The sequence below is a fragment of the Tardiphaga robiniae genome, from assembly GCF_013359755.1.
GTDB classification, from domain to species: domain Bacteria; phylum Pseudomonadota; class Alphaproteobacteria; order Rhizobiales; family Xanthobacteraceae; genus Tardiphaga; species Tardiphaga robiniae.
In genome coordinates this window covers 1-26,015 of sequence record NZ_JABMCJ010000086.1, presented here as the reverse complement: position 1 = coordinate 26,015, position 26,015 = coordinate 1, and the positions used below count along the sequence as shown (strand labels likewise).

Sequence of the window (26,015 nt, the reverse complement as noted above, 5' to 3'; positions counted from 1 at the left end):
GAAGGTAGCGGCGATCCGTTCAAGGCCCCATCCATGGACAACAGGAAGATGCCCCTCATGAGCACCAGCGTGGCAGTCCGCGTCGACCAGGTCGAGACCATCCTGGTCGATGTGCCGACGATCCGCCCCCATCGGTTGTCGATGCATACGATGAACAGCCAGACCCTGGTCCTGGTCATCATCCGCTGCTCCGACGGAACGATCGGAATCGGCGAGGGCACGACCATCGGCGGCCTTAGCTACGGCGAGGAGAGTCCCGAGGGCATCAAGCTGACCGTGGATACCTATATCGCTCCGGCCATCATCGGCATGGATGCGTCACGCGTCGCCGCGCTCATGGCCGACGTGAAGCGACGGGTGAAGGGCAACCGCTTCGCCAAATGCGCAGTGGAGACGGCGCTGCTGGACGCGCTCGGCAAGCGCCTGGGCCTGCCAGTGTCGGAGCTGCTCGGCGGACGCCAGCACGACACGTTGCCGGTGGCCTGGACGCTGGCCAGCGGCGACACCATACGCGACATCGAGGAAGCCGAGCGGATGCTCGACGCGCGCCGGCATAATATTTTCAAGCTCAAGATCGGCCTGCGGTCCGTGGACGACGACGTGGCGCATGTGGCGGCCATCAAGCGCGCCCTCGGAGATCGCGCCAGCGTGCGGGTCGACGTCAACCAGGCCTGGAGCGAGCCCGACGCACGCCGCGGCATTCCCGCCTTAGAGGCGGCCGGCGTGGACCTCATCGAGCAGCCTTTGTCGCGTGACAATCGCGGGGCACAGGCCCGCCTCAGCGGTCGCTATGCCGTCCCCATCATGGCGGATGAGGCACTGCATGGCACGACCGATGCTTTCGATGTTGCTTCGCGGGGCGCTGCTGACGTGTTCGCTCTGAAGATCAACCAGGCAGGTGGTCTGTACGATGCCGTGAAGATGGCTGCGATCGGCGACGCTGCAGGCATCGGCCTGTATGGCGGCACCATGCTGGAAGGCGGTGTCGGCACCGCGGCGTCGGCTCAGGTTTTCTCCGTGCTGCCGAAGCTCGCATGGGGCACCGAATTGTTCGGCCCGCTGCTTCTGACCGAGGAAATCCTAGCGACGCCGCTCCGCTATGGCGACTTCGTGTTGCAGGTGCCGCCGGCGCCCGGCATTGGTGTCGAACTGGACATGGACCGCGTCGCATTCTTCCGCCGCGATGGTTACGCGCCGCGCATTCAACCGGCTGGCACAACCACAGGAGTTTGATAGATGCTTTTTCAGGTGGAAATGGACGTGCAGATCCCGCCGGGTCTCGCCCCCGAGGTGGTCGAGCAACTGAAAAAGACCGAGCGTGAACGCGCGCAGGAGCTGCAGAAGACAGGCGAGTGGCGTCATCTCTGGCGGGTCGCCGGACGTTACGCCAATGTCAGTATTTTCGATGTGGCGAGCAATGAGGCGCTGCACGACATTCTGTCGACATTGCCGCTCTTCCCCTTCATGCGCGTCAGCGTGACACCCTTGTGCCGGCATCCGTCGTCCGTTCGCTCGGACGACAGCTAGGCGCGAAGCCGGTCTCCGCCAGCGACAAATCCCAACATTGCGGCGATGGACGGCTCACACGGCTTCATCAGCACAATCTCGCAAGCGTATCGAACAGTGCGAGGTTGAGCCGTTTCAAGTCGTTGTCCACCGGCTCCAGCTGGGACGAGAATTTTGCCACGACCATTTCGGCGCGCGGATTCACATAGAGATATTGCCCGTGAATGCCGAGCGCGAAGAACGCGCCGCTTGCGTTGCCGATCTGGTACCATTTGTTGCGATAGCGACCTTCAGGCAGCCATTCGACGAACTTGCCCGCGCGCCAGGCCTCGGCAGAGCCGTTCGCGATCGTATCCGACACCCAATCCTGCGAGACAATCCGGCGGCCGTTAGCGACGCCGCCCAGTCGCATCATCTCGCCGATACGGGCGAGGTCGCGCGGTGTCATGCAGAAGCCGCCGCCGGTCCGGGCGCTGCCGATCGCATCGACGGTGATATAGGCATCCTGCCGCGCGCCGAGCGGCTGCCACAAACGCGCGGCGGCAAAGTCGGCGAAGCGCTGGCCCGAGGCGCGCTCGATCACCAGACCCAGCACGTCGGAATTCGGTGAGCAGTAGTGAAAGGGACCTCCGTGATCGCCGGCGCCCTTTTGCAGCGTAGCGAGGAAGGCGATGAGAGAGTCAGGGGTGTCTCCGGCCTTGGAGGGTTCGAGCAGGCCGGCGCGACGATACCTCGCGAAATCACCGCGCGGATCCTGATAGGTTTCCTCGAAATCCAGGCTCACCCGCATGTCGAGGACATCGCGCAGGCTCGCGTCCGAATAGGCGGAGGATTTGAGTTCCGGAACGTAGTGCGAGACCGTCTCGTCAAAATCGATCAGGCCGTCGCTGTATAAAATTCCCGCGACGATTGATGTCACCGACTTGCTCGCGGAGAACAGAATGTGCCGCGATTGCGCCGTGAAATTCGGCGCATGGTAATCTGCAACGACACGGCCGGATTTCATCACGATGAGGGCATCGGTCGAAGTGCTGCGTAGAACGTCTTCGATCGTCGCGGTTTCTCCATCGGTGGAAAAAGCCTGCTTGATGAGATCTCCGGCGTCGACGGACGGATCCTCGATCAGTCCCGGCGTCGCTGCGATGCGTGCCGTCGGAATGAGTTCGGACACGTGACGGAATGCCCAGACATTCCAGGGCGCCTGCCGCCAGTTATCGAGACGAACGTCGCTTCGCGCAAAGCCATAGTCGGCTTCGAACGCCGAGGGCTGTCCTTTGCCCGTCATGACGCAATCTTCTCGCATTCGGTCGGCTGAACGACGCCGCCGAGCCAGCAGCCGTTGAGATCGCCGTCATCGAAGCTGAAGCGCACCTTGATTGCGGAGGGGCGATTCATGGCGCGTCCCTGGCGAATGGTGATCTGGCGCTCCGACGCATCCACCATCCGGTTCGCGAGGAGACCGAAGGACAAGGCGGAGGCTGCAATGCCTGTTGCCGCATCTTCCGGGTAGCCCGAAGAGCTCGGAAACTGCCGTGCGTCAATGATCTGAGCGTCCCGGTCGGACACGGCATAGGGATAGAGACCGGTGGAGTCGATGCCATTGCACAGGCGCTCCATCCTCGAGAAGTCAGGCTTCAGGTCATCAAGGATGGACACACTCTTCAACGGAATGAGGGTCTTGATCCGGCTGGTGCGTGCATTCTGGATCGGGAAGGGCGCGAGGCCGTCGGCACCGATCCCGAGGACGTCGAGAATGTCATCGACGCTTCGGGGCGTATCGGGAAGCGGCTCGATAACACCCGCAGGCTGTGAGACCTCGACCGAAATATCCTGTTCGTCTGATTGGCCGATCCGCGCATGGACGCGGCCACTCTTCGTCAGGATCGTGATCCGATCGCGCTGCAGCCGGCCGAGCCGTTGAATCAGCCACGTCGCGCCGACGGTGGCGTGTCCGCACATGGACATCTCATGATTGGGCACCCAGAAGCGAAGTTCGAAATCGCAGTTGGAGCCCGGCGGCGGCGGCAATACAAACCCGCTCTCGTGCCCGTAGGCGCGCGCCACCTGCTGCATCTCTGCATCACTCATGCCGGCAGCGTCGACCACGATCGGGGCGGGATTGCCGCCCTGCGGTCCTGCCGCAAAGACACTGACAAATCGAACCTGCGGTTCGGGAGATGTCGTCATCATGTTTGCACCCTCTAGCAGCCTCGCGCGTTCGCACTGCACGTCAGCCAGCGCTGCACGGAATTCACCGGTGCGAAGCTACGGGGGGTGTTGCTGCGACGCGCGTTCCAGCGGGCCCTAGATTTTGATCTGCCGGGCCATGCGCTTGCGGATTTCGCTTGGCGATTGGCCGTCTGCCCGGCGCATCGCATGGGCGAGCGCCGCACCGCTGTCGAAGCCGACACGGAGCGCGATCTCGCCGATCGGGAGATCGGTTGCCTTCAACAGCTCGCTTGCATTATCGAGGCGGATCCGTTGCTGGAATTCGCCGATCGACGCGCCGGTCCCCGCGCGGAACAGTCGGGTGATGTGACGCCGCGAAACGCCGAACCGTTCTTCCAGGGCGTCGAGCGGAACATCCCGGTCGGCATGAAGGGTGAGATAGTCCCTCAGCTCCGCGACCAATGTCATGCCGTGTTCGCGATGCGAGGCACTGGATACGGCATCACCGGTCAGAGCCTCGGCGATGCACTGAACGAGCAGGGCAGAGGACAGTCCGTGCCGGACATGGGCATTGCCATAGGCGTGCCTGCCATCCCCGACCAGCAGCGCCTGCAGGGCGCGCAGTCTGTCTGACCGGCGAAACAGCCGGGTCGTGGTGGTTCGTCTGCGGAATTCGCTCAGCGAGCCGTTCTCTCTTTCGAGGCGCTCCAGGACCGAGCCAGTTGCGTAGATGGCGACGTGGCTGTGTGCGCCGATCCCCGCGCGCGTCTCATGTGCCTGGTTCGGCGGAACGATCGCGAACCGGTCCTGCGACAGCCATGTGCCTTCGCGTCCGGCTTCGTGCTTCAGCTCGATCGTCCCGCGGCTCGGCAGGATGAACATCAGGCAATCATGCCAGTGCCACGGCATGGCGTAATCGCCGCGGCCGGCGACAGCCGCATGCTCGTCGTCCGCCGCGATCAGGAGATCCGCTTTTGCCGTGTGACGCAATCGTTCGAATGAACTCAGCATGTTCGGGCCCACATGTGTCGTCGACGAACCTAGCAGGGTGCGCCCATGCCCGCCAATCGACGCCCGATTACTCCGCCGCGATGGCCGCCGGCTTCGGGCGCTTCTTCACGCGCTTGATGGTGCCCGAGAAGGTCAGCAGCGAACGCTCACCGGCTTTCAGGATTCCGCGCAAAAAGATCAATGAGCCGCCGATCCGGGTCATTTCGCCGTGACACTCGACCAGCTCGCCTTCGCGGGCGGCATCGAGGAATTCGCAGCCAAAGGAGACTGTGATGCCGGGTCCCTGCAGCTCGCGGGAGGCCAACGCAAACAGACAATAATCGGCGAAGGTCATGAAGCAGCCGCCATGAACGTTCTTCATGCCGTTGAGGTGCTTTTTCTCGACCCGGAAGGCGCAGCGGACGGAGCCGTCGGCCTCGACCTTGTGCCAGAACGGGCCGGAGACCGATTCGAAGGAATCCCGCTTCCAGGTGGTCCAGCCCGCAAATTCCCCCTCCGTCGCGGTATAGGCGTCGGCGTGGAACGGGATGGTGGCATCGGCGGGCACATTCACGGTCTGAACTCCTTGGATTGGCTGCGAAAAGTGTTAAATCCGATCCATCCGGCGGGCGCAATCCGGCGCCGGCGCAGGGCCTTATGCAGGCTGTTTTTCGAGCAGTTCGGGCATTGCCCGGGCAAAGCTTGGGACATGCGGGGAACGGGCCGGAATAGGCCTTTTCCGCATGCTCCGATCTCCCTATGAAGAAGCCTTACAGAGCCAAGAGACCCCATGACCGAGCCAAAGATCACTCCCGAACTCGTCGCTTCCCACGGCCTCAAGCCCGACGAGTATGAGCGCATTCTCAAGCTGATTGGGCGGGAGCCGACTTTCACCGAGCTCGGCATCTTCTCGGCCATGTGGAACGAGCATTGCTCGTACAAATCCTCGCGCATCCATCTGAAGGGGCTGCCGACCAAGGCGCCTTGGGTGCTGCAGGGGCCGGGCGAGAATGCCGGCGTCATCGATATCGGCGACAATCAGGCCATCGTGTTCAAGATGGAGAGCCACAACCACCCGAGCTATATCGAGCCCTATCAGGGCGCGACCACGGGTGTCGGCGGCATCCTGCGCGACGTCTTCACCATGGGCGCGCGCCCGATCGCCTGTTTGAACGCGCTGTCGTTCGGCGCGCCGGAACATCCGAAGACGCGCCATCTGGTGTCGGGTGTCGTCGCCGGCGTCGGCGGCTACGGCAATTCCTTCGGTGTGCCCACCGTGGGCGGCCAGACACGTTTCCACACCCGCTATGACGGCAACAACCTCGTCAACGCGATGGCCGTCGGTCTCGCCGATGCCGACAAGATCTTTCTCGCCGCGGCGTCCGGCGTGAACATGCCGATCGTCTATCTCGGCTCGAAGACGGGCCGCGACGGCATTCACGGCGCATCGATGGCCTCGGCCGAATTCGACGAGGATTCCGAGGAGAAGCGTCCGACCGTGCAGGTCGGCGATCCCTTCGCCGAAAAACTGCTGCTGGAAGCCTGCCTCGAAATCATGGCTGCGGATTGCGTCATCGCGATCCAGGACATGGGCGCGGCGGGTCTGACCTGTTCGGCGGTCGAGATGGGCGCCAAGGGCGACCTCGGCGTCGAGCTCAATCTCGATGCAGTGCCGACCCGCGAAGAGGGCATGACCGCTTATGAGATGATGCTCTCGGAAAGCCAGGAGCGCATGCTCATGGTGCTGAAGCCCGAGAAGGAAAAGCAGGCCGAGGATATTTTCCGGAAGTGGGGACTCGACTTCGCCATTGTCGGCTACACCACGCCAACGCTGCGCTTCGTCGTGAAGCATGGCGGCAAGGTGATGGCCGATCTGCCGATCAAGGAACTTGGCGACGAAGCGCCGTTGTATGACCGTCCGCATGTGCCGTCGCCGGTACTACCGGTGATCCATGCGCGCGACATCGCCGCGCCGTCGTCGATCCCGGATGCACTGGAGAAGCTGATCGGCACGCCCGAACTGTGCTCGAAGCGCTGGGTATGGGAGCAGTACGACCACGTCATTCTCGGCAACACCGTGCAGCGCCCCGGCGGCGACGCCGCGGTGGTGCGCATCGAGGACGGCCCCAAGGGCCTCGCGATGTCAGTCGATGTCACGCCGCGCTATTGCGAGGCCGATCCGGTCGAGGGCGGCAAGCAGGCCGTCGCCGAAGCCTGGCGCAACATCACGGCTGTGGGCGGCAAGCCGCTGGCAGTCACCGACAACCTCAACTTCGGCAATCCGGAGCGGCCGGAAATCATGGGCCAGCTCGTTGGCTGCCTGAAGGGCATCGCGGAAGCCTGCATCACGCTCGACTTCCCGATCGTCTCCGGCAATGTCTCGCTCTACAACGAGACCAACGGCCGCGGCATCCTGCCGACCCCGTCGATCGGCGGCGTCGGCGTGCTCGACGATTTCACCAAGTCCGCGACACTGGCCTTCAAGGCGCCGGGCGAAGCGATCCTGCTGATCGGCGAAACCAAGGGCTGGCTCGGCCAGTCGGTCTATCTGCGCGACATCTGCGGCAAGGAAGAGGGCGCTCCGCCGCCGGTCGACCTTGCCACCGAAAAGCGCAATGGCGACGTGGTCCGCGGCATGATCCATGCGGGCACCGCGACCGCCGTGCATGACATCGCCGATGGCGGTCTCCTGGTGGCACTCACCGAAATGGCGATGGCCTCCGGCATCGGTGCCAAGCTCGATGCCGCGCCGTCATCGACGGCGCCGCATGCCTGGTGGTTCGGCGAAGATCAGGCGCGCTACATCGTGACTGTCGCGGAAGATCAGTTGCTGACGGTGCTGTCGAAGCTGAAGAATGTTGGCGTGCCCTGCGTGCAGATCGGCAAGACCGGCGGCCACGCGGTGGCCATTGCCGGCGAACGCGCGGTCGACATCAAGGCACTCGTGCATGCGCATGAAAGCTGGCTGCCGAACTATATGAGCGGCAAGGCGTCGTAACAGGCGCGCTGATCTTTTCCCTCCCCCTTGCGGGGAGGGTGGCCGGCCGAAGGCCGGACGGGTGGGGGTGCCACAAGCGACGGCGTTTGCGGAGACCCCACCCCGGCCTATCGGCCGACCCTCCCCACTGCGCTTCGCTTGGGGGAGGGAGGCCATGAGCGTTCGTGCAACCGTCTCAATAGCTCAGGGTCCGATCGACCAAATTCATCAGCGGCGTGCCGCTTTCCGCGCGTGCGATATTGTCGGCGATGTTTTCGGCGGCCGTTCCAACACGCGTTGCCGCTGCGACGTGCGGCGAGATCGTGACGCCGGGATGCGACCAGAACGGATGGCCTGATGGTACGGGCTCGGTACGGAAGACATCGAGCGTCGCCTGCGCCACGCGTCCGCTGTCGAGTGCCGCGATCAGCGCATCGTCTTCGATCAGCGTGCCGCGTCCGGCATTGATGATGAAGCTGCCCTTCGGCAGTAGCGCCAGTCTCTCCGCATTCAGGAGATCAATCGTCTCCGGCGTTTGAGGCAGGAGGCCGATGAGGATTTCCGCCGAGGCCAGCGCCTGCGGCAGCTTCTCCATCCCTGCGAGGCAGCGGACGCCGGCCACCTCGCGCGCGCGACGGCTCCAGCCGGTGACGCGAAAGCCGAGTTGCACAAGTGCCGTGGCGGCGGCTGATCCCAATTCGCCAAGACCGAGGATCGTGACGGAGCGGTCTGTGGCGAGTGGCGGGACGTGTTGCTCCCATGTCAGCGGTTTCTGGCAGACATAGCGGTCCATCCCGAGATGCGCGCGCAGGGCGTGACCGACGACCCATTCGACCATGCCCTGCCGGAGGCCGTCATCGACCATGCGGCACAGCGGCTGCGTCAGCGTCGCGTTGCCGACGATCTTCTCGACACCGGCCCAAAGGCTCAATACGGCGCGCGCATTGCTGAAAGGGGCGAAATCGGTGATGGGACCGCCGGTCGCGTGGATGATGTAGTCCACATCCTGATGCGCAATGTCACCCAGGAGACTGGCTCGCGCGTCGATGCTCCGACGCCGGAGGGCATCCAGAATGGGGTCGCGATAGTCCTCGAACAGCGGCGGCGTGACGTTGAAAAGAAGATTGATCGCCTTGTCGCTGTTGCGCGCGCGCATTCTGGTCTCCTGCAGATCACTGTCAGTGTCGAATATCGGAAAAGGGTGCGGCGTGAAATGGATTACAAAATGCGTTTCACGCCTGGGATCGCCCGCAGCGCCCTTGTCGCTGCCCAGCTCGCCGCCAGCGTACCCGCGAAGGCGATCAGTGCTTTCGATCCGGCGCCAAGCGGCGCGTTCAGCAGCGCATATTGCAGCCACAGCATCGGGATGTAGTGCAGCACGAAGATGCCATAGGCATCGCCGCGCAGCGGATCGAAGATGCTCTTCTCGCGTTGGCCGAAGCGCAGGAACAGCGCCAGCACCGCGAGGCAGATCAGCGTGCAGGCGACCGCGTAGATCACGCCGTAGCTCGACTGCCACCAGAAAGGCGGCGCGCCGGTGAGATTGGCGAGCTTCATGCGGCGAAAATTGACGAGAAAAGCGAGCGAGCCAAAGGAGGCGGCGGCGGCGATGGTCCACCACAGCCATTGCCGTGCCAGCGCGCCGGTGCGGGCCAGCAGGCCCTGGTCGATATTGGCGGCGCCAATGCCCATGCCGGCGAAGAAGAACACGCCATAGATCGCCATGCGGCTGAACTGCACCTGCAGCGGGCCCCAGCTGAACCAGCGGACAGCGCCGACCGTAAACAGGAATGGGACATAGGAGATCACGGCGATGACGGCGAGCACGGCGGCGAACAACCACGGTCGTTCGAAGGCACGGATCGACAGCCGGTTGATGCCGTCCACCAGTCGCGGCGCAAGCAGGAAAACCGGGATCGCGACGAGATCAAGAAACAACAGATACCAGATGAACCAGCCGGGGCCGGCGAACCATTGGCCTTGTTTGAAATTGTTGACGTAGAATTCGACAAAGCCGGTCTTGTGCGTCGACAGGCTGAACGACGCGTAATAGGCGATTGGCATCAGCACGAAGATCATCGCCAGGAAGGGCAGGCCGAGGCGCAGCGCGCGGTCGCGCAGGAAGTCGGCGATGCCCTTGCGCTTCAGGCTCGGCCACACGAACAGGCCCGACAGCATGAACATCAGACACATGAAGAAGGTGTCGTTGAACAGCGTCAGAATATTGAAGCCGATCCAGCGCTGGCTGTCGACGATCGGCGCGGTCGACCACAGATAGTGGTTCGGGTAATAGCGCCCGAAGGCAGTGTAAGCGACCGCCGCGTGGTTCGCCAGCACGAGCAGCGTGACAAAGGTGCGGGCGCGATCGAGCGCAGCGTTACGGTCTGACATGTGAACGGCGAGCCCCCTCGCTTCCGCGCGCAACAGGCGTCGCCGGGCGCATCAGTGATGCGCGCCGTCATGATAAATGTCGAAAGCCGCTTCGGCAATCAGCCGAGGATCACGCAGGCACTTCCTCGATTTTCACCTTGTCTGGATAAAATGCGAGATAATCCTTGATCTCGGCCATCGCCGGAAACGGCGTCTCATAGGTCCAGATCGCGTTGTCGAGAACCTTCTCGCCGGTCTTGATGCTGTAATAATTCGCGTCGCCCTTGTACGGGCAATGCGTCACACGGTCGGTGCGCGCTACCGCGTCCATATTGGCGTCCGCGCGGGGGATATACAGCACTGCGGGGTAGCTGGCCTCCTTGAGGCTCAGGGCATTGGTCGTGTCGGCGATCACGACGTCTCCGGCAGAAACACGGATGTGTTTGCCGGCGGGCGCAATGGTGATCGGGTGGTCCGGGCCGGGAAGCTTCATGGTTAAACCCTTGTGACGGTCATATTTCACTTCTTCAGATGTGCGATCCCTCCGGCCTTTAAAAGGGGCACGCGAGGGATTATCGTTAGAAAGCCGTGACGTCATGCGGCAGCCGCGATAGGCTCGCAATCCGAGGCGGCACCGACTGGCCGCGATTCGAACCTTTCTGGAGACCCGATTAATGCCGATGGACGCCCGCGATATCGAGACCATGATCAAGGCCGCGATTCCCGACGCGCAGGTGACGATCCGTGATCTGGCCGGTGACGGCGACCATTACGCGGCAACCGTGATTTCGGAATCCTTCCGCGGCAAATCCCGCGTCGCCCAGCACCAGATTGTCTATCAGTCGCTGAAAGGCCAGATGGGCGGTGTCCTGCACGCGCTGGCGCTGCAGACGGGTGTGCCAGAGGCGTAAAGCTCAGTCCTCATGGTGAGGAGGCGCCATTTGGCGCCGTCTCGAACCATGAGTTGTGGGCACCCAAGCGTGCCGCCATCCTTCGAGACGCGCGCAAGAGCGCGCTCCTCTCGCCTAAACCCACTCGGGTTTAGGCTGGGATGAAGGCTGAGTGTGGAGCAGTCTTTTACTCCACCGCCATCAGCGCGTGCACCGAGAAATGCTTGTCCGCGTCGGTCCATGACGCCTTCGGCTCCCAGCCCGAACCCCGGGCCAGCGTCGCAAAACGCTCGATGCTGTATTTGTAGCTGCTCTCGGTGTGGATGCTCTCGCCGGCACGGAACGCGAAGCTGCGACCGAGCACATGCACGGTCTGCGGCTTCCTGGCGATCAGGTGCATCTCGATGCGGTGGCGTTCCTTGTTGTATATCGCGCGATGGGTGAAGGCGGAGAGATCGAAATCGCCGCCGAGTTCGCGGTTGATGCGCACCAGCACATTCATGTTGAACTTGCCGGTGACCCCTGCCGCATCGTTATAGGCGGCGTGCAGCAGCTTCTCGTCCTTTTCCAGATCGATGCCGATCAGCATCAAGGCGTCCTTGCCGAGAATGGCGCGGGCCGAGCGCAGGAAGGCGCAGGCCTCGTGCGGCTCGAAATTGCCAAGCGTCGAGCCCGGGAAGAAGCCGACCTTCGGCATCATCCGGATATCGGCGGGCAGGTCGAACGGTGCGGTGAAGTCGGCATTCACCGGCAGCACTTTCAGGCCGGGGAAATCCTTGCGGAGCTCCACTGCCTGCGCCTGCAGGAAGTCGCCTGAAATATCGACCGGCGCATAGGCGCCGACGTCGCATTCATCCAGCAGCAGCCGCACCTTGGTGGTGGCGCCGGCGCCGAATTCGATCAAAGCGGCATTCTTCGGAATGATCGCGTTGATGTCCTTGCCGCGCGAGCGGAGGATGCCGAGCTCGGTGCGGGTCGGGTAATATTCCGGCAGTTTGGTGATCTGTTCGAACAGCTCCGAGCCGGCTTCGTCATAGAAGTATTTCGGCGACAGCTTTTTCGGATGCTGCGACAGCGCTTCGGCGACATCCGCGGCAAATGCGGAGGCGGAGGCATTCAGCAGCGACAGTGCCAACGGGGCATGAACGTTCATGTCAGTCTCCTCAACGCTTTCGAAGCGCCGTGATGATGTTGGAAGTCAGTTGCCGTAATCGGCCAGCCGCAGGCCCGTGAATTGCCAGCGATGGTGGGGATAGAAGAAATTGCGATAGGTGACGCGGCTGTGATCGTCCGGGGTCGCCAGCGACGAGCCGCGCAGCACCAGCTGATTGATCATGAACTTGCCGTTGTATTCGCCGAGTGCGCCTTCGATGGCGCGGTAGCCGGGATAGGCCGCGTAAGCGGAGCGGGTCCATTGCCAGACGATGCCGAAGGCGTCGTTGAGCTGACCGGCGCGCGCGGCGACTTCCCATTCCATTTCGGTGGGCAGATGCTTGCCGCTCCAGCGCGCAAAGGCGTCACATTCGTAATAGCTGACGTGGCACACCGGCGCGTCGAGATCGATCGGCTGCAAGCCGGCGAGGGTCATGATCTGCCACTCGCCATTGACCTTGCGCCAGTGACCGGGCGCCTGCCATTCCTCGCGGGCCACAGTGGCGAAGCCATCCATCAGCCACAGCGTCGCTTCGTCGTAACCGCCGGCCTCCATGAAGGCGAGCCATTCGCGGTTGGTGACGAGATTGCGTGCGAGCTTCACGGGGCCGACAAGCGCGCGATGCGCGGGCTTCTCGTTGTCGAAATGGAAGCTCTCGCTCTGATGGCCGATGGTATGGATGCCTTCTGTGAGTGTGGTCCACGCATCGCCCGATGTGGTCGAGGCCGGGAAGTGCCAGTTGGCATCGTAGGCCGGCGGGATCGGGTTCTGCGCGAAGGCATGCAGGATGTCGGTGAGCATCAGCTCCTGATGCTGCTGCTCGTGATTGAAGCCGACTTCGAGCAACGGGATCAGCGAGGCCAGCTTGTCGTCTGAGGTCTCGTTGAAGAATTTGATGACGGCCGCATCGACATGCTTGCGATAGGCGGTGACTTCGTCGGCGCCGGGCCGGGTGAGGTGCCCGCGCTGGGCGCGGGCGTGGCGGGGACCAGCGGAGACATAATAGGAATTGAACAGATAGGCGTAGTCGGGGTGGTAGACCTTGTAGCCGGGGGCGTGATCGCCGAGCAAGAATTGCTCCCAGAACCAGGTCACATGGGCGCGGTGCCACTTCGCCGGGCTGGCGTCGGGCATCGACTGCACCAACTGGTCTTCCGGGGAGAGCGGGGCGGCGCGGCGTTCGGTTTCGTTGCGGACCGTCAGGAAGGCGTCGCCCAGTCTTTGGACCAGTGCGCCTGCGGGGGCGGATTCGGAGGCGGGGGACGCGGTGCCTGAACTCATGCCTGAACTCTTGGCGAAAGTTGGATTCGTCACGAAAGTCTCCGATTTTGGAGAGAACGTTGCTCTTGGTGATGGGTTCCCGAGCAGCCTGTCCTAAATAGGTCATCCGATTGGTTATAAAAGGCCTGTCGTCATATGATCTTTGGCCGGACCGGACTTGGCAAAAACTGCGGAAAAGTGACCGTGGCGGGCCGGCAATAAGCCCCAATGCCTGTGATTTCAGGCTCTTGATCACGTCCATAAGACTTGGGGTGCGGAACGGATTCGGCTACATATATGACAAGTCTGACCGGGCGAGCGCCCGATGGCTGGGCCGCCAACTCCAGACCTTGAATCTGGACCTTGAACAGGGACGTGACATGAGCATTGAGCAATTCATCGAGAACGAAGTGAAGACCAACGACGTGGTGCTGTTCATGAAGGGCACGCCGCAGTTTCCGCAGTGCGGTTTCTCGGGCCAGGTGGTCCAGATCCTCGATCACGTGGGTGTCGGCTACAAGGGCCTCAACGTTCTCGAATCCGCCGATCTGCGCGACGGCATCAAGACCTACTCGAACTGGCCGACCATTCCGCAGCTCTATGTGAAGGGCGAATTCGTCGGCGGCTGCGACATCATCCGTGAGATGTTCCAGGCTGGCGAGTTGCAGAGCCTGCTGGCCGAGAAGGGCGTGATTGCCGCCCCGGCGTCCGCCTGATTTCAAGTCGACAAATAGGCACGGCGACGCTCGACGTCGTCGTGGCTGACATCACGACTCTCCGCGTTGACGCCATCGTCAACGCGGCCAATGTGTCGCTTCTCGGCGGCGGCGGCGTGGACGGTGCCATCCATCGGGCGGCCGGCCCCGACTTGCTCGCTGAATGCCGCACCCTCAAGGGTTGCGAGACAGGCGACGCCAAAATCACCAAAGGTTATAAATTACCGGCCACGCATGTGATCCACGCGGTGGGTCCTGTTTGGCATGGTGGCCGGAGCGGCGAGGATGAGGCGCTGGCGTCCTGCTACCGGCGGGCGCTGATGCTGTGTCAGGCGCATGGGCTGGCCTCCGTTGCGTTTCCGGCCATCTCAACCGGTGTCTATGGCTTTCCGGCCGCGCGTGCGGCTCCCATCGCCGTGGGCTCGGTCATCCAGATGCTGAAAGACGCACCGGTGGTCACGGCCGTCACCTTCTGCTGCTTTTCGGAGCCATCTGCGGATCTGCATCGCCTCGCGCTCGCACGCGCACTTCCCCTTGTCTGAGAACGCCCCGCCGTTACACTCCTGTGATCAGGTAAAAGGAGCGGCGATGACTATGCGGCACAGACTACGCGCGCTGCTCTGCGGAGCGCTGCTGCTCGCCGGATCGCCCGTCTTCGCCCAGGATCGCTTCGCCGCCGAAGGCACCTTCGACATTTCCGCCGGCGCCAAATTCTCGCAGGAGAAGCTGGCCAAGATCGGCGAATTCTTCCGCAAGCAGATCGCCGACGGCAAGATCCCCGGCGCCATTGTCCTGATCCAGCAGCATGGCAAACCGGTCTACAAGGAATTCTTCGGCGTTCGCGATCCCGACACGAAGCAGCCGATGACCGATGATACGATCTTCCGGCTGCATTCCATGTCGAAGCCGATCACGTCGTTTGCGGCGATGATGCTGATCGATCAGGGCAAGCTGAAACTCGACGATCCCGTCTCGCAATACATTCCGTCTTTCGCCAAGGCCAAGGTCGGCGTTGAGAAGAAGCTGGAGAATGGCGAGAAGGCGCTGGACATCGTCGCGCCCAACCGCCCGGTGACGATCCGCGATCTCCTGCTGCACACGTCCGGCATCACTTACGGTTTCTATGGCGAGAGCCTGGTCCGCCGCGCCTATGGCAATGCGGATATCTACAGCGGCGATTTCGACAACAAGGAATTCGCCGACCGCATCGCGCAACTGCCGCTCGAGCACCAGCCCGGCACCATGTGGGACTACGGCCACTCCACCGATATTCTCGGCCGCGTGATTGAAGTGGTTACCGGCAAGTCGCTGCTCGGTTACGAGGAGCAGGCGTTCCTCGGGCCGCTCGGCATGAAGGACACCGGCTTCTTCGTGAAGGAGAAGTCGAAGGAGGTCATGCTCGCCAAGCCGATGGCCTGGGACCGCGATTTCCGCACCGGACGACAGGGCCGACCCGACACCTATCAGAAATGGGAATCCGGCAGCGGCGGCATGGTCTCGACGCTGGCTGACTACACGAAATTTGCACAGATGCTGCTGAATGGCGGCGAATATGACGGCAAACGCTACATGAGCGCGGCGACGTTCAAGGACATGACCACCGATCATATCGGCAAGGATTCCGGGGTCGGTCGTGACTATCTGTATTTCCCCGGGGACGGTTTCGGTTTCGGTTACGGCTTTGCCGTGCGCACCGATCCCGGCAATGCCAAGCCGCCGCCGCCGGGATCGCTCGGCGAGTTGAAATGGGACGGCGCCAGCGGTTGCTATTTCATCATCGATCCCAAACAGGACTTCTTCTTCATCCTGCTCGAACAGACGCCGTCGGAGCGACAGCGCATTCAAAGGTCTTTGAAGCTGTTGGTCTATGAAGCGCTGGAGAAATAGGCGGGCCGTACTCCTGCTGCTGACGCTCTGCTGCGTCGGCACCGTTATCGTGCCTTCGCCGCCGGCCCGGGCCGAAAAACCGCAATCCATTGCGCGCGAATTCTCTGCCGAAAAGCTGCTGGCGCTCGATCGCTACTTTCTCGACATGGTCGCGGAGCGGAAGATTCCCGGCGCGGTGGTGCTGGTGCAACAGCACGGCAAGCCTGTCTATTTCGATACGTTCGGCAATCTCGACAGCGGCCATCCGATGACCAGGGATGCGATCTTCCGGCTGTATTCGATGTCGAAGCCGATCACCTCGGTAGCCGCCATGATGCTGGTCGAGGATGGCAAGCTGCGCCTCGACGATCCCGTTGCGAAATACATCCCGGCTTTCGCGAAGACGAAGGTGGGCGTCGACACCAACGGGGGCGACGAACACGCCACATTCGGCCTCGTGCCGCTGCAGCGGCCGATCACCATCGCCGATCTGCTCACGCATACATCGGGCATCACTTACGGTTTCTATGGCGACGATCCCGCGCGGAAACGTTATGCGCAGCTCGATATCTTCGGCCGCGACTGGGACAATGCCTCCTGGGCCGACCGCATCGCGCAGCTTCCGCTCGCCGAGCAGCCCGGCACGCTGTGGGACTACGGCCATTCCACCGACATTCTCGGCCGCGTCATCGAAGTCGTATCCGGCCAGTCGCTCTATCATTTCCTGGAGGAACGGCTGTTCGGTCCATTGGGGATGCGGGACACCTCGTTCTACATCACCGATGGCGAACGGCGCTCGCGTGTGGCCGAGCCGTTCCCGGGAGATCGCATGGTCGGGCCGGTGGTCGGTATGCACGATCCCGCTGAGGTCATGCAATGGGAGGCGGGGGGCTCCGGTCTGGTCGGCACGGCGGCGGATTACGCGCGCTTCCTGCAGATGCTGCTCAACGGCGGCACGCTGGACGGCAAGCGCTATCTCAAACCGGGAACGGTGGCGGAGATGACGCGCGATCACGTCGGTCCGCAAAGCGGCGTGAAGCGCGATTACTATTATTTCCCGGGCGCCGGCAGCGGCTTCGGTCTCGGCTTCGCGGTGCGCACCAAGGAGCTCGCGAGCGAGCCCGGCCCGGTCGGCGAATATCGCTGGGACGGTGTTGGCGGCACGTTCTTCTGGGTCGATCCGAAGAATGACATGTTCATGCTGGTGATGACGCAGGCACCGTCGCAGCGGGTGCGGATGGAGGTTGATGTGCGGAAGATCATCGCCGAGGCGCTGGAGTAAGCGGCAGGGCAGGTCATCGTAGTGCCTGTTTCACATACTCAGCCCTCATCCTGAGGAGCGCGTTCTTGCGCGTCTCGAAGGATGGGCCAAACATCTCATGGTTCGAGACGGCGCCAAGCGGCGCCTCCTCACCATGAGGGCCGTCGGGATAAGGCTAAACCGCTCGCACCACGTCCCTGATCAATCCCAGCGTTTCCCCGATCATGTCCGCACTGACATCCAGATGTGTACACGCGCGGATGCGGCCGTCCATCGTGGCGAGCAGCACGCCTTTCGCGCGCAAGGCTTTCACCATAGCAGCACCGCTGATGCCTGCGCCCGCGGGATCGAAGAACACGAGATTGGTCTCCGGCTGCTGAACGGCGATCCCGTCGATCTGGGCCAGTCCGCTAGCGAGTGCACGCGCATTGGCGTGATCGTCGGCGAGGCGCTCGACGTGATGATCCAGCGCGTGGATGCAGGCGGCGGCAACCATGCCGGCCTGGCGCATCGAGCCGCCCAATCCCTGCTTCCAGCGCCACACTGCATCAATGTAGTCGCGCGTGCCGGCGAGCACGGCTCCGATCGGCGCGCCGAGCCCCTTACTGAAATCGATCCACACCGAGTCCCAGCCATCGGACATCCTGCTCGCACCGATACCGGTGGCGACACAGGCATTCATCAGTCGCGCGCCATCCATATGCGTGGCAAGGCCGCGGTCACGCGCGATGGTGACGATCGCTTCAAGATCGGATTTCGACCAGATGGTGCCGCCGCCGATATTGGCAGTCTGTTCGACGCTGACCACGGTCTGCGCTGCCTCGTAGCGCGTGCGCGGATGCAATGCGGCGCGCAGCGTATCTGGTGTGAACTTGCCATCGGCGCCGTCGAGCCCGGTAATCTGGAAGCCGCCAAGAGCGGCATGGGTACCGCCCTCGCGCGAGAGGATATGCGCGGTGCGATGCGCGAGGATTTCGTCGCCGGGCCGGCAATGCGCCAGCAGGCCGGCGACATTGCACATGGTACCCGATGGCATGAACACGGCGGCTTCCTTGCCGAGCAGTTCGGCGACGCGGTCGCAGAGCGCATTCACCGTGGGATCGTCGCCGACCTGCTCATCGCCGACATCTGCCGCAGCCATCGCCGCGCGCATCGCGGGCGTGGGCTTCGTCTGTGTGTCGGACAGCAGATTGATGCGGACCGGCGGCTGTGATGGGTCGGGGCGAGCAGGGGTGAAGGGCATTGGGAATTCCACGTTGTTACACACCACAAGCTACCCCGTCATTGCGAGCCCGCAAAATCGTCTTGCGATTTTGCTGAGCGAAGCAATCCAGAGTGAACGAGCGAAGGCTGGATTGCTTCGTCGCTACGCTAAGGGGAAAGTTGCATGCAACTTTCCTTGACCTCGCAATGACGGCTGATGGGACAGAGGCCAAACAAAAAAGGCCCCGGAAAATCCGGGGCCTTGATCTCGTCTGCGCTGTCAGAAATTAGCGCGAATAGAATTCGACGATCAGATGCGGTTCCATCTGCACGGCGAAAGGAACGTCCGACAGCTGCGGAATGCGGATGAACTTGGCAGTCATCTTGCTGTGGTCGGTTTCGACGTAATCCGGGGTGTCGCGTTCGCCGAGCTGGCTGGCTTCCAGAACGAAAGCGAGCTGCTTGGAGGATTCCTTGATCTCGATGACGTCGCCGACCTTCACGAGATAGCTCGCGATGTTGACGCGCTTGCCGTTCACCTTGATGTGGCCGTGGTTGATGAACTGACGGGCCGCAAACATGGTGGCGACGAACTTGGCGCGATACACGACGGTGTCGAGGCGGCGCTCGAGCAGGCCGATCAGGTTTTCACCGGTGTCGCCCTTGAGACGGCCGGCTTCCACATAGATGGAGTGGAACTGGCGCTCGGAGATGTTGGCGTAATAGCCCTTCAGCTTCTGCTTGGCGCGCAGCTGCGTGCCGAAGTCGGAGAGCTTGCCCTTGCGGCGCTGGCCGTGCTGGCCGGGGCCGTATTCACGCTTGTTGACCGGAGACTTGGGACGACCCCAAATGTTCTGGCCCATACGGCGGTCGATTTTGTATTTAGCTTCACTACGCTTTGTCATCGCGTCCTCGATGTTCAATGGTCAATGTGAGGAGACGCGCCCTCCTGTGTACCGTGATCAGTCCAGAGTCTGGAAAATCTCGGCACCGACAGGTTCATTCCCAAAGCTGGGCGGAGAACCACGGGTGCGAAACGCTTCGCGGGCCGAAAACGGCCCGCGAGCAAGGCGGTTTCTAGGGTGAAGGCCCGGTTATGTCAATTGAAAGACGGGCGTTTTGCCGTTTTGCGGGCTTATAGCGCCAATCCGGCCAGTTTTGGCGCAAAATCGGCCTCGAAATGGCAGTTTCACCGCCTGATGCCTTCGAATCCGGAGGCGATTCCGCGCTGGAACAGTGACCAGTCGAATCCCAGCGCCAGAGCCACATAGCCCCGCTCGATCATGGCGTTGCCCATCTCCGCGTTCAGCGCCGCGCCGCCCAGCGGCACGCCTGACTTGAGGATTCCCGCTTCGGCCTTTGCCACCAGCGCCTGCACCTCGGGATCGCCTGGCTGGCCGCGTTTGCCGATGGATGTCGCGAGGTCGCCGACGCCGATCACCGCGATGTCGATGCCCGGTGTGGCCATGATCTCGCCGATCCGGTTCACCGCATCGATATGCTCGATGGTGATCATGCAGATCATGCTGTCGTCGGCGCGCGCCATATAGTCGGGCATGCCCACGTTCCACCGGAACGGCGCATGGAACGGTCCCCACAGCCGCTCGCCCTGGGTCGGATAGCGCAGGCTGCGCGCGGCCTTGTAGGCATCGTCGGCGCTGTTGATCATCGGGAAGTTGATGCCCATCGCGCCGAAATCCATCGGTGCTTTCGCCAGCCACGGCTCGTTGGCGGCGATCCGCACCAGCGGCGTGCAGGGCGTGCCCGCGGTGGCCATGATCATCCCGTGGGCGGTGTTGAGATCGATCGGGCCGTGTTCGAGATCGACGATGATCCAGTCCAGCGACTGCGCCATGATGCGCACGGTCTGGATCGACGGGATGGTCGCGATGGCCCCGAAAGTGGGGCGCCCCTCGCGCCATTTCTGCTTGAGATCGTGAAATGGCGCGGGGGTCGTCATCGTCAAACTGGATCCTGTTATTTCGGCGCGGGCGTCGCCACCGGCTTGCCGTCTTCCACGACATAGACTGCCATGATCTTCAGCCCCTTGTCGCCGGTCTTCACGTCATGCGGAATCCCGGCCGGGACGGCATAGGAATCGCCGGCCTTGAGTGCCTGGTCCGGCTGGCCCTCGACGATCAGCGTCGCGTCGCCATCGAGAACGTAACCGGTATCGACACCTGGATGGGTATGGCGGCCGGCGAGCTGGTTCGGGCCGAGTTCAGCCACGACCGTCACGATGCGATGGCCGGCGGGATATTTGACGTCCTGCAGCGGCGTGCGCTTGATGCCTTGTGCACTGGCCGCACCGGCGCAGGCCGTGATCGCCGCGCCAACAAGCAGTGTCTTGAGAAGGCCATTCTTCAGAAAATTCGTATCGAGCATGCTGGTCTCCCTTTGCCGTTCTCTTTTCGGAACGGCGCGCCGCAAGGCTAGCAGCGCGCAAGGGAAAGTCGAGCGCTCGCTATGCCGCGACCTGTCCGCCGAAGAACGGCGCCAGTGCCTCCGGCCAGGCATGGCGCTTGCCGGAAGTGTAGAGCAGCACGGCATCGCCGGGCGGCACGCCGGGCTGATGATCGCCGATCAGGCCGACCACGCGGCGTGCGATTGCCGGGGCCGGATCGATCCATGCTACCGGCCACGGCGCGATACGATTGAGGTGGTCGAGCAACAGCGGATAATGCGTACAAGCGAGCACGATGGTGTCGGTGCGGGCACCGGCGGCGTCCTGCACGAAGCAGGGCGCGATCTCGCGAAACAGATCGGCGTCGTCGATGCCTTGGCCGCCGAGTGCGCCTTCCGCCAGTGCGGCGAGTTCGGCGGAGCCGACCAGCGTGACGATGCAGCCGCCGCCGAATTCGCGGATCAGTGTCTGGGTATATTCGCGCTTCACGGTGCCTGACGTGCCGAGCACGGAGACGCGCTTGCTGACCGAGCGCGCGCAGGCCGGCTTGATCGCCGGCACGGTGCCGACAAAGGGCACGGCATAGGCCGCGCGCAGATGGTTGAGCACCAGCGTCGAGGCGGTGTTGCAGGCGATCACCACGAGATCCGGCCGGTGCGCAGCGATCAGCTCGCCCATCAAGGGCACGACGCGGCCGATCAGCGCGTCTTCGGTGTGCTGGCCGTAGGGAAAGAACGCGTCATCCGCCACATAGACATAGCGGGCATCCGGGCGCGCCTTGGCGATCTCGCGCTGGACGGTGAGGCCGCCGAGACCGGAGTCGAACACAAGGATGGTGGGACGCGTCGGCATCATGAGAGCCTAGGGGAGGATGGTTACTGCGGAGTTGCTGCGGGTCTGGCAATCAAGACAGGGGCATTCGGGCTTTTTCGGGAAGGGCGGCGGTTCTTAACCTCTCCCCGTCCTTTACGGGGAGAGGTCGCCCGGCGTAGCGCAGCGAAGCCGGGCGGGTGAGGGGCATGGCACGCGCTCACCGCTTGTTGCGCTCTCTCGGATCGGAATCTTCGATCCGAAAACGAGACGCATAGGACAGGCCAATGCCATGCCCCTCACCCCACCCCTCTCCCCGCGCAAGATGCGGGGAGAGGGAGCTTACCGCGCTCGCGGCTGGCTACACCGGCTCTAATGGCCGTTGCTTACCTTCCGGCGACACAGTCTCAATCGCATCGCCCGCCGCCACTTCGCCATCCGCAACGACAACCGCCATCACTCCGGCCTTGCAGATGACGTTGCCATCAGCGTCGCGATCTTGCGTCGCTGCCTTCAATCCCCGCTGAAAGCGATCCATCAGCACACAGGGCTCGCGCAGGCCGGTGAGTTCGATCACCGCATGTGTGCCCAGATGCAGCCGCGTGCCGGTGGGCAGCGCTGCGAGCTCGATCCCCGATGTTGTGACATTCTCGCCGAGATCGCCGGGCTGGATCGTGAACCCCTTGGCGCGCAATTCGTCGAACAGCTCGGACGGGATCAGATGCACCTGGCGCAGGTTCGGCCTGGCGGGATCGCGGCGGCGATCGTAGCGGTGCTTCACCAATGCGCCCATATGGCCATCGCCTTCGACGCCGAGACCCGCGAGCAGGCGGATGCTCAGGCTTGGCGTCTTGCTGAAGTGATGACCGCGCCGCAGGCATACGGCGACGATGTAGCCAGTGGACTCCGTCCTCATGGTGAGGAGGCGCCGCTTCGGCGCCGTCTCGAACCATGGCGTGTGGCGCTCATCCTTCGAGACGCGACGAAGACGTCGCTCCTCAGGATGAGGTACCGAACACGCGCGTGAAGATCGTGTCCACATGCTTGAGGTGATAGCCGAGGTCGAATTTCTCGGAGATCTCGTCGTCGGTGAGATATTTCTTCACCTCGGGATCGCTCTTCAGCAGTGTCTGGAAGTCGCCTTCGCCGCGCCAGACTGGCATGGCGTTGCGCTGCACGAGCTTGTAGCTGTCCTCGCGCGATGCGCCCTTCTGCGTCAGCGCGATCAGCACGCGCTGCGAATGCACGAGGCCGCCGAGACGGTCGAGATTCTTCTGCATGTTGGCGGGATAGACCAGCAGCTTCTCGATCACACCGGCCATGCGGTTGAGCGCGAAGTCGAGCGTCACCGTGGCGTCCGGCCCGAACATGCGCTCGGCGGAGGAGTGCGAGATATCGCGCTCGTGCCACAGCACCACGTTTTCCAGCGCGGGGGTCACATAGGCGCGCACCATGCGGGCAAGGCCGGTGATGTTTTCGGTCAGCACCGGGTTGCGCTTGTGCGGCATCGCCGACGAGCCCTTCTGGCCTTCGGAGAAGAACTCCTCGGCTTCCAGCACCTCGGTGCGCTGCATGTGGCGGATTTCCACCGCCAAGCGCTCCATCGACGAGGCGATGACGCCCAGCGTGGCGAAGAACATCGCGTGACGGTCGCGCGGGATCACCTGGGTCGAGATCGGCTCCGGCACGAGGCCCATCGCTTTCGCGACATGTTCTTCGACGCGCGGATCGATCTGCGCGAAGGTGCCGACGGCGCCGGAGATCGCGCAGGTCGCGACTTCCTTGCGCGCAGCGACGAGACGCTCGCGGTTACGGGTGAATTCGGCATAGGCATAAGCGAGCTTGAGGCCGAAGGTGACCGGCTCGGCATGAATGCCATGGGAGCGGCCGATGGTCGGCGTCATCTTGTGCTCGAAGGCGCGGGTCTTCAGCGCGGCCAGCAGACGGTCGATATCGGCGATCAGGATATCGGCGCAGCGGGTGAGCTGCACGTTGAGGCAGGTGTCGAGCACATCAGACGAGGTCATGCCCTGATGCACGAAGCGCGCCTCGGGGCCGACGATTTCGGCGAGATGGGTCAGGAAGGCGATGACGTCATGCTTGGTCTCGCGCTCGATCTCGTCGATCCGCTCCACATTGAAGGTTGCGTCCTTGGCCTTGGCCCAGATCGTCTTCGCCGCGTCCTTCGGAATGGTGCCCAGTTCCGCCAGCGCATCGGCGGCATGCGCCTCGATCTCGAACCAGATCTTGAAGCGGGTCTGCGGCTCCCAGATGGAGGCCATTTCCGGACGGGTATAGCGAGGGATCATTGCGCACTCTGACGTTTGGGGGATTACGCCGCGCTTTAGCAGATTGGGGCGGGGGAAACCACCGCTCCAAGACGGATAAATACTTTGCGTGGCCGGTTGGCTGGACGCTACCATAGGTGGTGCCATTGTGTGCCACGTTCGGCAACTCCCCCAAGCTTACGTCTCTCAGATCAGGCAACAAACATGAGATTCAGGCTCATATATCAGGGTGAATTGAAATCGAGACAGAGTGATCCGACTACGGGGCAAAGAGACCGGCTGGCTGGCCATAAGCAGGACATTAGGAAGGAATTTCATCTTCAGTTGAAGCATTTGTGGTCAACGAACAAATTCCTGCGCGACCATAAAATTCAAGTTAGCAACAGGGTAACTAGTCAGCCTATTGCGAAGACATTTGATCGATTGGAGATTTGGGACGATCAGCCGATCCCAATGGTGGATCATATAGCAAATCAATATCGCGAGAACGGCTATCGGTTCGTGCCCCTGGTTCGTAAGGAGCTATCACTTCTCTGTTCGCTCAATATTCTGTTTCTTAGGCGCGATATTCCCGGAAGTGTATTAAGCGCTGGAGACTTAGATAATCGAGTGAAGACGTTGGTCGACACCTTAAGGCGACCCAAAAGTGCAAACGAGTTGCAGGGCAATGAGACACCCGGAGCAGACGAAGATCCATTTTTTGTTTTGTTGGAAGACGACGACCTAGTTTCGCAAATTTCTGTAGAGACTGATACGCTTCTAATTCCACCCTCTGGCAATGCCGATGCTGATCGAAGGCAGGTCTGTTTAGTCATTACGGTTGAGCTAAAACCGTATGATGTGACCATGTTCAATCTAAGTTTTTCTTAGCGCGTAGCGAGCCCATTGTGACCCGGGTCCCGGATATCGCGGCGCTTATCCGGGCTAGGTTTGCTGAAAGCATTTTTCCAAAACGGGTTCAGGAGCTGCGCCGGCAATAATCGATTCTGTTGTGTTAGCGGCAGCCATGTGGCCGCTATTTCGGCGGCAGCCTCGTCGTCACCGCCATGAACCGCCGGTTCGGACCGGCGTGGAATTCGTGGGCGTCCACGGTCTCCACCAGCACAGCCAGCGTCTGCGCGCCGTCCTTGGCCTGGTGATGATAGACATCGGCGATCCCGTAGGCGGTGACGCAGCGGCGTCGCTTCGGCAATTGCTTGTCCTGCTGCAGGGTGATGGGCGCGGTGCCATCGATGCTCAGTAGCAGTGTCATGCCGGTGGCAATGACACTGCCAGTGGTGCCGCGGCCGCCGGCGCCGTAGCATGACGCCTTGCCGAGCGCCTGATCGGAGATCGTCAGCACCAGCTTGCGGCCGTCCTGCAAAGTGATGGCCTGCGTGGTGGCGAGCGGCTTCGAGTCCATCTGATAGATGCCGATCTCGTCGAGATCCATCGACGGCTTGCCGGCGAAGCGCGTGCCGGGCTCGGTAATACCAAGCCTGCCCAGCAGCGGCTTGGCCCTGGCCATCAGCTCGGCGCGCACGGCATCCACCTCGCGCTCGTCATCGTCTTTGGTACGAAGGGAGAAGGGCGTGCCCTTCGCAAAGTCGTCGCTGCGCGTGTCGATCACCTGGATCTCGGCGACGATCTCGGTCGCATCATAGAGCTGCGTATAGTGCTCGAAGGCGAAATGCGCGCCGTCCGGCGAGAAGCCGATCACTCTGCGCGCGGCGGCGTCGCCGGCCTGCGCCGTGCCAAGCAGGGCGAGCGAGAGCAGGGGAGCGAGCAGGAAGCGGCGAAAGCCGGCGATTGAATGCTGTGTCATCCCGGTTGGTCGCACCACGCGCCGCGAAGTTCATGCGCATATTGACCTTCGCAGGTGTTGACAATATTCCTTGAGGGATTATTATCCGAATTGTCCGGTTCGCGAGGGGCGCTTCTAGAGGCGTCTTGAGGTGGAACAGGGATGCGGCGCCTGCGGGTGTGGGGTGACGTACCCCGCGCACTCGGGAGGCCTTGGGTCACCGTCCGGCCCCACTACGGGGGTCTGCCACTCATGCTGGCTGGACGTGGCATTGGTGAACGGCGGGAAACCGTCGGGATCAGCGGAGTGCGGAGCTCTGCGCCTTTGCCCGGAAGAACGGTCCCGGGGACAGAAATCGCCGCGGTGGCG

Annotated in this window: 26 protein-coding genes; 9 read left to right on the top strand and 17 right to left on the bottom strand. The window is 62.5% G+C overall.

Annotated elements, in window-relative coordinates; translation table 11 throughout:
* Positions 1–57: 57 nt before the first annotated feature.
* Both HP556_RS17480 and catC read left to right on the top strand, forming a co-directional pair.
* Complete coding sequence (locus tag HP556_RS17480; protein ID WP_175367911.1) at positions 58–1,233, top strand: muconate/chloromuconate family cycloisomerase; 1,176 nt, start codon at positions 58–60, stop codon at positions 1,231–1,233.
* Positions 1,234–1,236: 3 nt separating this feature from the next.
* Positions 1,237–1,527 (top strand): muconolactone Delta-isomerase, encoded by a 291-nt coding sequence (gene catC, locus HP556_RS17475; RefSeq protein ID WP_093756482.1) that lies wholly within the window; start codon positions 1,237–1,239, stop codon positions 1,525–1,527.
* Between the two features lie 67 nt (positions 1,528–1,594).
* Here catC and HP556_RS17470 read toward each other — a convergent pair whose 3' ends face one another.
* From HP556_RS17470 to HP556_RS17455, 4 genes are all read right to left on the bottom strand, one after another.
* Positions 1,595–2,791, bottom strand: a complete 1,197-nt coding sequence (locus tag HP556_RS17470) for a serine hydrolase domain-containing protein (protein ID WP_175367910.1) — start codon at positions 2,789–2,791, stop codon at positions 1,595–1,597.
* A complete protein-coding gene (locus tag HP556_RS17465) occupies positions 2,788–3,696 on the bottom strand; it encodes a PhzF family phenazine biosynthesis protein (protein ID WP_210269226.1) in 909 nt (302 codons plus the stop codon). The genes HP556_RS17470 and HP556_RS17465 overlap by 4 nt, the downstream gene beginning before the upstream one ends.
* A gap of 114 nt (positions 3,697–3,810) precedes the next feature.
* The gene (locus HP556_RS17460; RefSeq protein WP_175367909.1) at positions 3,811–4,557 is read right to left on the bottom strand and encodes a helix-turn-helix domain-containing protein; all 747 of its coding nucleotides are present in this window, start codon (positions 4,555–4,557) and stop codon (positions 3,811–3,813) included.
* A 196-nt stretch (positions 4,558–4,753) separates the two neighbouring features.
* Complete coding sequence (locus HP556_RS17455; RefSeq protein ID WP_371419948.1) at positions 4,754–5,233, bottom strand: PaaI family thioesterase; 480 nt, start codon at positions 5,231–5,233, stop codon at positions 4,754–4,756.
* Positions 5,234–5,455: 222 nt separating this feature from the next.
* Between HP556_RS17455 and purL the strand changes: the two genes are divergently transcribed.
* Positions 5,456–7,663, top strand: coding sequence for a phosphoribosylformylglycinamidine synthase subunit PurL (gene purL, locus HP556_RS17450; RefSeq protein ID WP_175367908.1), 2,208 nt, complete (start codon positions 5,456–5,458; stop codon positions 7,661–7,663).
* A 175-nt stretch (positions 7,664–7,838) separates the two neighbouring features.
* Here purL and HP556_RS17445 read toward each other — a convergent pair whose 3' ends face one another.
* The 3 genes from HP556_RS17445 to HP556_RS17435 form a co-directional block, all read right to left on the bottom strand.
* Positions 7,839–8,798 (bottom strand): 2-hydroxyacid dehydrogenase, encoded by a 960-nt coding sequence (locus HP556_RS17445; RefSeq protein WP_175367907.1) that lies wholly within the window; start codon positions 8,796–8,798, stop codon positions 7,839–7,841.
* Between the two features lie 62 nt (positions 8,799–8,860).
* The gene (locus HP556_RS17440) at positions 8,861–10,033 is read right to left on the bottom strand and encodes an acyltransferase family protein (protein WP_175367906.1); all 1,173 of its coding nucleotides are present in this window, start codon (positions 10,031–10,033) and stop codon (positions 8,861–8,863) included.
* Positions 10,034–10,142: 109 nt separating this feature from the next.
* Complete coding sequence (locus HP556_RS17435) at positions 10,143–10,505, bottom strand: DUF427 domain-containing protein (RefSeq protein ID WP_089265668.1); 363 nt, start codon at positions 10,503–10,505, stop codon at positions 10,143–10,145.
* Positions 10,506–10,686: 181 nt separating this feature from the next.
* On the opposite strand from HP556_RS17435, the gene HP556_RS17430 reads away from it, so the two are divergent.
* The gene (locus HP556_RS17430) at positions 10,687–10,923 is read left to right on the top strand and encodes a BolA family protein (protein ID WP_068735968.1); all 237 of its coding nucleotides are present in this window, start codon (positions 10,687–10,689) and stop codon (positions 10,921–10,923) included.
* 166 nt (positions 10,924–11,089) lie between these two features.
* Here HP556_RS17430 and egtD read toward each other — a convergent pair whose 3' ends face one another.
* Together egtD and egtB are read right to left on the bottom strand one after the other, a co-directional pair.
* Positions 11,090–12,055, bottom strand: coding sequence for an L-histidine N(alpha)-methyltransferase (gene egtD, locus HP556_RS17425; RefSeq protein WP_175367905.1), 966 nt, complete (start codon positions 12,053–12,055; stop codon positions 11,090–11,092).
* A gap of 45 nt (positions 12,056–12,100) precedes the next feature.
* Positions 12,101–13,336 carry an ergothioneine biosynthesis protein EgtB gene (egtB, locus tag HP556_RS17420; RefSeq protein ID WP_175367963.1) on the bottom strand — a complete coding sequence of 412 codons (1,236 nt, stop codon included), beginning with the start codon at positions 13,334–13,336 and terminating at the stop codon, positions 12,101–12,103.
* A gap of 359 nt (positions 13,337–13,695) precedes the next feature.
* Here egtB and grxD point away from each other — a divergent pair, with 359 nt between their 5' ends.
* Genes grxD through HP556_RS17400 form a run of 4 tightly spaced genes read left to right on the top strand, consistent with a single transcriptional unit; the run spans position 13,696 to position 17,179 of the window.
* Positions 13,696–14,031 carry a Grx4 family monothiol glutaredoxin gene (gene grxD / locus HP556_RS17415; RefSeq protein WP_068736311.1) on the top strand — a complete coding sequence of 112 codons (336 nt, stop codon included), beginning with the start codon at positions 13,696–13,698 and terminating at the stop codon, positions 14,029–14,031.
* Positions 14,031–14,573: an O-acetyl-ADP-ribose deacetylase gene (locus HP556_RS17410; protein ID WP_175367962.1), complete on the top strand. Its 543-nt coding sequence runs from the start codon at positions 14,031–14,033 to the stop codon at positions 14,571–14,573. Before grxD ends, HP556_RS17410 begins: the two co-directional genes overlap by 1 nt.
* 46 nt (positions 14,574–14,619) lie before the next feature.
* Complete coding sequence (locus HP556_RS17405) at positions 14,620–15,918, top strand: serine hydrolase domain-containing protein (RefSeq protein ID WP_175367904.1); 1,299 nt, start codon at positions 14,620–14,622, stop codon at positions 15,916–15,918.
* Complete coding sequence (locus tag HP556_RS17400; protein WP_175367903.1) at positions 15,899–17,179, top strand: serine hydrolase domain-containing protein; 1,281 nt, start codon at positions 15,899–15,901, stop codon at positions 17,177–17,179. The genes HP556_RS17405 and HP556_RS17400 overlap by 20 nt, the downstream gene beginning before the upstream one ends.
* Positions 17,180–17,333: 154 nt before the next feature.
* Here HP556_RS17400 and HP556_RS17395 read toward each other — a convergent pair whose 3' ends face one another.
* The 7 genes from HP556_RS17395 to purB all read right to left on the bottom strand — a co-directional run bounded on the left by HP556_RS17395 (position 17,334) and on the right by purB (position 23,884).
* Positions 17,334–18,401 (bottom strand): threonine aldolase family protein, encoded by a 1,068-nt coding sequence (locus tag HP556_RS17395; RefSeq protein WP_175367902.1) that lies wholly within the window; start codon positions 18,399–18,401, stop codon positions 17,334–17,336.
* 247 nt (positions 18,402–18,648) lie between these two features.
* Positions 18,649–19,266, bottom strand: a complete 618-nt coding sequence (rpsD, locus tag HP556_RS17390) for a 30S ribosomal protein S4 (protein WP_089265666.1) — start codon at positions 19,264–19,266, stop codon at positions 18,649–18,651.
* A gap of 284 nt (positions 19,267–19,550) precedes the next feature.
* The gene (locus HP556_RS17385) at positions 19,551–20,321 is read right to left on the bottom strand and encodes an HpcH/HpaI aldolase family protein (RefSeq protein ID WP_175367961.1); all 771 of its coding nucleotides are present in this window, start codon (positions 20,319–20,321) and stop codon (positions 19,551–19,553) included.
* Between the two features lie 17 nt (positions 20,322–20,338).
* The gene (locus HP556_RS17380; RefSeq protein ID WP_093756467.1) at positions 20,339–20,746 is read right to left on the bottom strand and encodes a cupin domain-containing protein; all 408 of its coding nucleotides are present in this window, start codon (positions 20,744–20,746) and stop codon (positions 20,339–20,341) included.
* Positions 20,747–20,825: 79 nt separating this feature from the next.
* Positions 20,826–21,617, bottom strand: coding sequence for a glutamate racemase (gene murI, locus HP556_RS17375; RefSeq protein WP_175367901.1), 792 nt, complete (start codon positions 21,615–21,617; stop codon positions 20,826–20,828).
* A gap of 319 nt (positions 21,618–21,936) precedes the next feature.
* On the bottom strand, positions 21,937–22,491 hold the full coding sequence (locus tag HP556_RS17370) for an MOSC domain-containing protein (protein ID WP_175367900.1): 555 nt from the start codon (positions 22,489–22,491) through the stop codon (positions 21,937–21,939).
* Between the two features lie 82 nt (positions 22,492–22,573).
* Complete coding sequence (gene purB / locus HP556_RS17365; protein ID WP_175367899.1) at positions 22,574–23,884, bottom strand: adenylosuccinate lyase; 1,311 nt, start codon at positions 23,882–23,884, stop codon at positions 22,574–22,576.
* A gap of 183 nt (positions 23,885–24,067) precedes the next feature.
* Here purB and HP556_RS17360 point away from each other — a divergent pair, with 183 nt between their 5' ends.
* Positions 24,068–24,733 carry a hypothetical protein gene (locus HP556_RS17360; RefSeq protein ID WP_175367898.1) on the top strand — a complete coding sequence of 222 codons (666 nt, stop codon included), beginning with the start codon at positions 24,068–24,070 and terminating at the stop codon, positions 24,731–24,733.
* A gap of 145 nt (positions 24,734–24,878) precedes the next feature.
* Here the strand turns inward: HP556_RS17360 and HP556_RS17355 are convergent, their stop codons facing one another.
* A complete protein-coding gene (locus HP556_RS17355) occupies positions 24,879–25,667 on the bottom strand; it encodes a DUF2259 domain-containing protein (RefSeq protein WP_175367897.1) in 789 nt (262 codons plus the stop codon).
* Between the last annotated feature and the right edge of the window lie 348 nt (positions 25,668–26,015).

Excerpts from the sequence above, each read along its gene's own strand:
- HP556_RS17360 (WP_175367898.1), top strand. The coding sequence starts at position 24,068 with ATGAGATTCAGGCTCATATATCAGGGTGAATTGAAATCGAGACAGAGT.
- HP556_RS17460 (WP_175367909.1), bottom strand. The coding sequence starts at position 4,557 with ATGTTCATCCTGCCGAGCCGCGGGACGATCGAGCTGAAGCACGAAGCC.
- purB (WP_175367899.1), bottom strand. The coding sequence starts at position 23,884 with ATGATCCCTCGCTATACCCGTCCGGAAATGGCCTCCATCTGGGAGCCG.
- HP556_RS17440 (WP_175367906.1), bottom strand. The coding sequence starts at position 10,033 with ATGTCAGACCGTAACGCTGCGCTCGATCGCGCCCGCACCTTTGTCACG.
- HP556_RS17445 (WP_175367907.1), bottom strand. The coding sequence starts at position 8,798 with ATGCGCGCGCGCAACAGCGACAAGGCGATCAATCTTCTTTTCAACGTC.
- egtD (WP_175367905.1), bottom strand. The coding sequence starts at position 12,055 with ATGAACGTTCATGCCCCGTTGGCACTGTCGCTGCTGAATGCCTCCGCC.
- HP556_RS17430 (WP_068735968.1), top strand. The coding sequence starts at position 10,687 with ATGCCGATGGACGCCCGCGATATCGAGACCATGATCAAGGCCGCGATT.
- HP556_RS17465 (WP_210269226.1), bottom strand. The coding sequence starts at position 3,696 with ATGATGACGACATCTCCCGAACCGCAGGTTCGATTTGTCAGTGTCTTT.
- HP556_RS17435 (WP_089265668.1), bottom strand. The coding sequence starts at position 10,505 with ATGAAGCTTCCCGGCCCGGACCACCCGATCACCATTGCGCCCGCCGGC.
- HP556_RS17405 (WP_175367904.1), top strand. The coding sequence starts at position 14,620 with ATGACTATGCGGCACAGACTACGCGCGCTGCTCTGCGGAGCGCTGCTG.
- HP556_RS17470 (WP_175367910.1), bottom strand. The coding sequence starts at position 2,791 with ATGACGGGCAAAGGACAGCCCTCGGCGTTCGAAGCCGACTATGGCTTT.
- purL (WP_175367908.1), top strand. The coding sequence starts at position 5,456 with ATGACCGAGCCAAAGATCACTCCCGAACTCGTCGCTTCCCACGGCCTC.
- HP556_RS17480 (WP_175367911.1), top strand. The coding sequence starts at position 58 with ATGAGCACCAGCGTGGCAGTCCGCGTCGACCAGGTCGAGACCATCCTG.
- HP556_RS17395 (WP_175367902.1), bottom strand. The coding sequence starts at position 18,401 with ATGCCCTTCACCCCTGCTCGCCCCGACCCATCACAGCCGCCGGTCCGC.
- HP556_RS17370 (WP_175367900.1), bottom strand. The coding sequence starts at position 22,491 with ATGAGGACGGAGTCCACTGGCTACATCGTCGCCGTATGCCTGCGGCGC.
- HP556_RS17385 (WP_175367961.1), bottom strand. The coding sequence starts at position 20,321 with ATGACGACCCCCGCGCCATTTCACGATCTCAAGCAGAAATGGCGCGAG.
- egtB (WP_175367963.1), bottom strand. The coding sequence starts at position 13,336 with ATGAGTTCAGGCACCGCGTCCCCCGCCTCCGAATCCGCCCCCGCAGGC.
- HP556_RS17355 (WP_175367897.1), bottom strand. The coding sequence starts at position 25,667 with ATGACACAGCATTCAATCGCCGGCTTTCGCCGCTTCCTGCTCGCTCCC.
- HP556_RS17400 (WP_175367903.1), top strand. The coding sequence starts at position 15,899 with ATGAAGCGCTGGAGAAATAGGCGGGCCGTACTCCTGCTGCTGACGCTC.
- grxD (WP_068736311.1), top strand. The coding sequence starts at position 13,696 with ATGAGCATTGAGCAATTCATCGAGAACGAAGTGAAGACCAACGACGTG.
- rpsD (WP_089265666.1), bottom strand. The coding sequence starts at position 19,266 with ATGACAAAGCGTAGTGAAGCTAAATACAAAATCGACCGCCGTATGGGC.
- HP556_RS17380 (WP_093756467.1), bottom strand. The coding sequence starts at position 20,746 with ATGCTCGATACGAATTTTCTGAAGAATGGCCTTCTCAAGACACTGCTT.
- catC (WP_093756482.1), top strand. The coding sequence starts at position 1,237 with ATGCTTTTTCAGGTGGAAATGGACGTGCAGATCCCGCCGGGTCTCGCC.
- murI (WP_175367901.1), bottom strand. The coding sequence starts at position 21,617 with ATGCCGACGCGTCCCACCATCCTTGTGTTCGACTCCGGTCTCGGCGGC.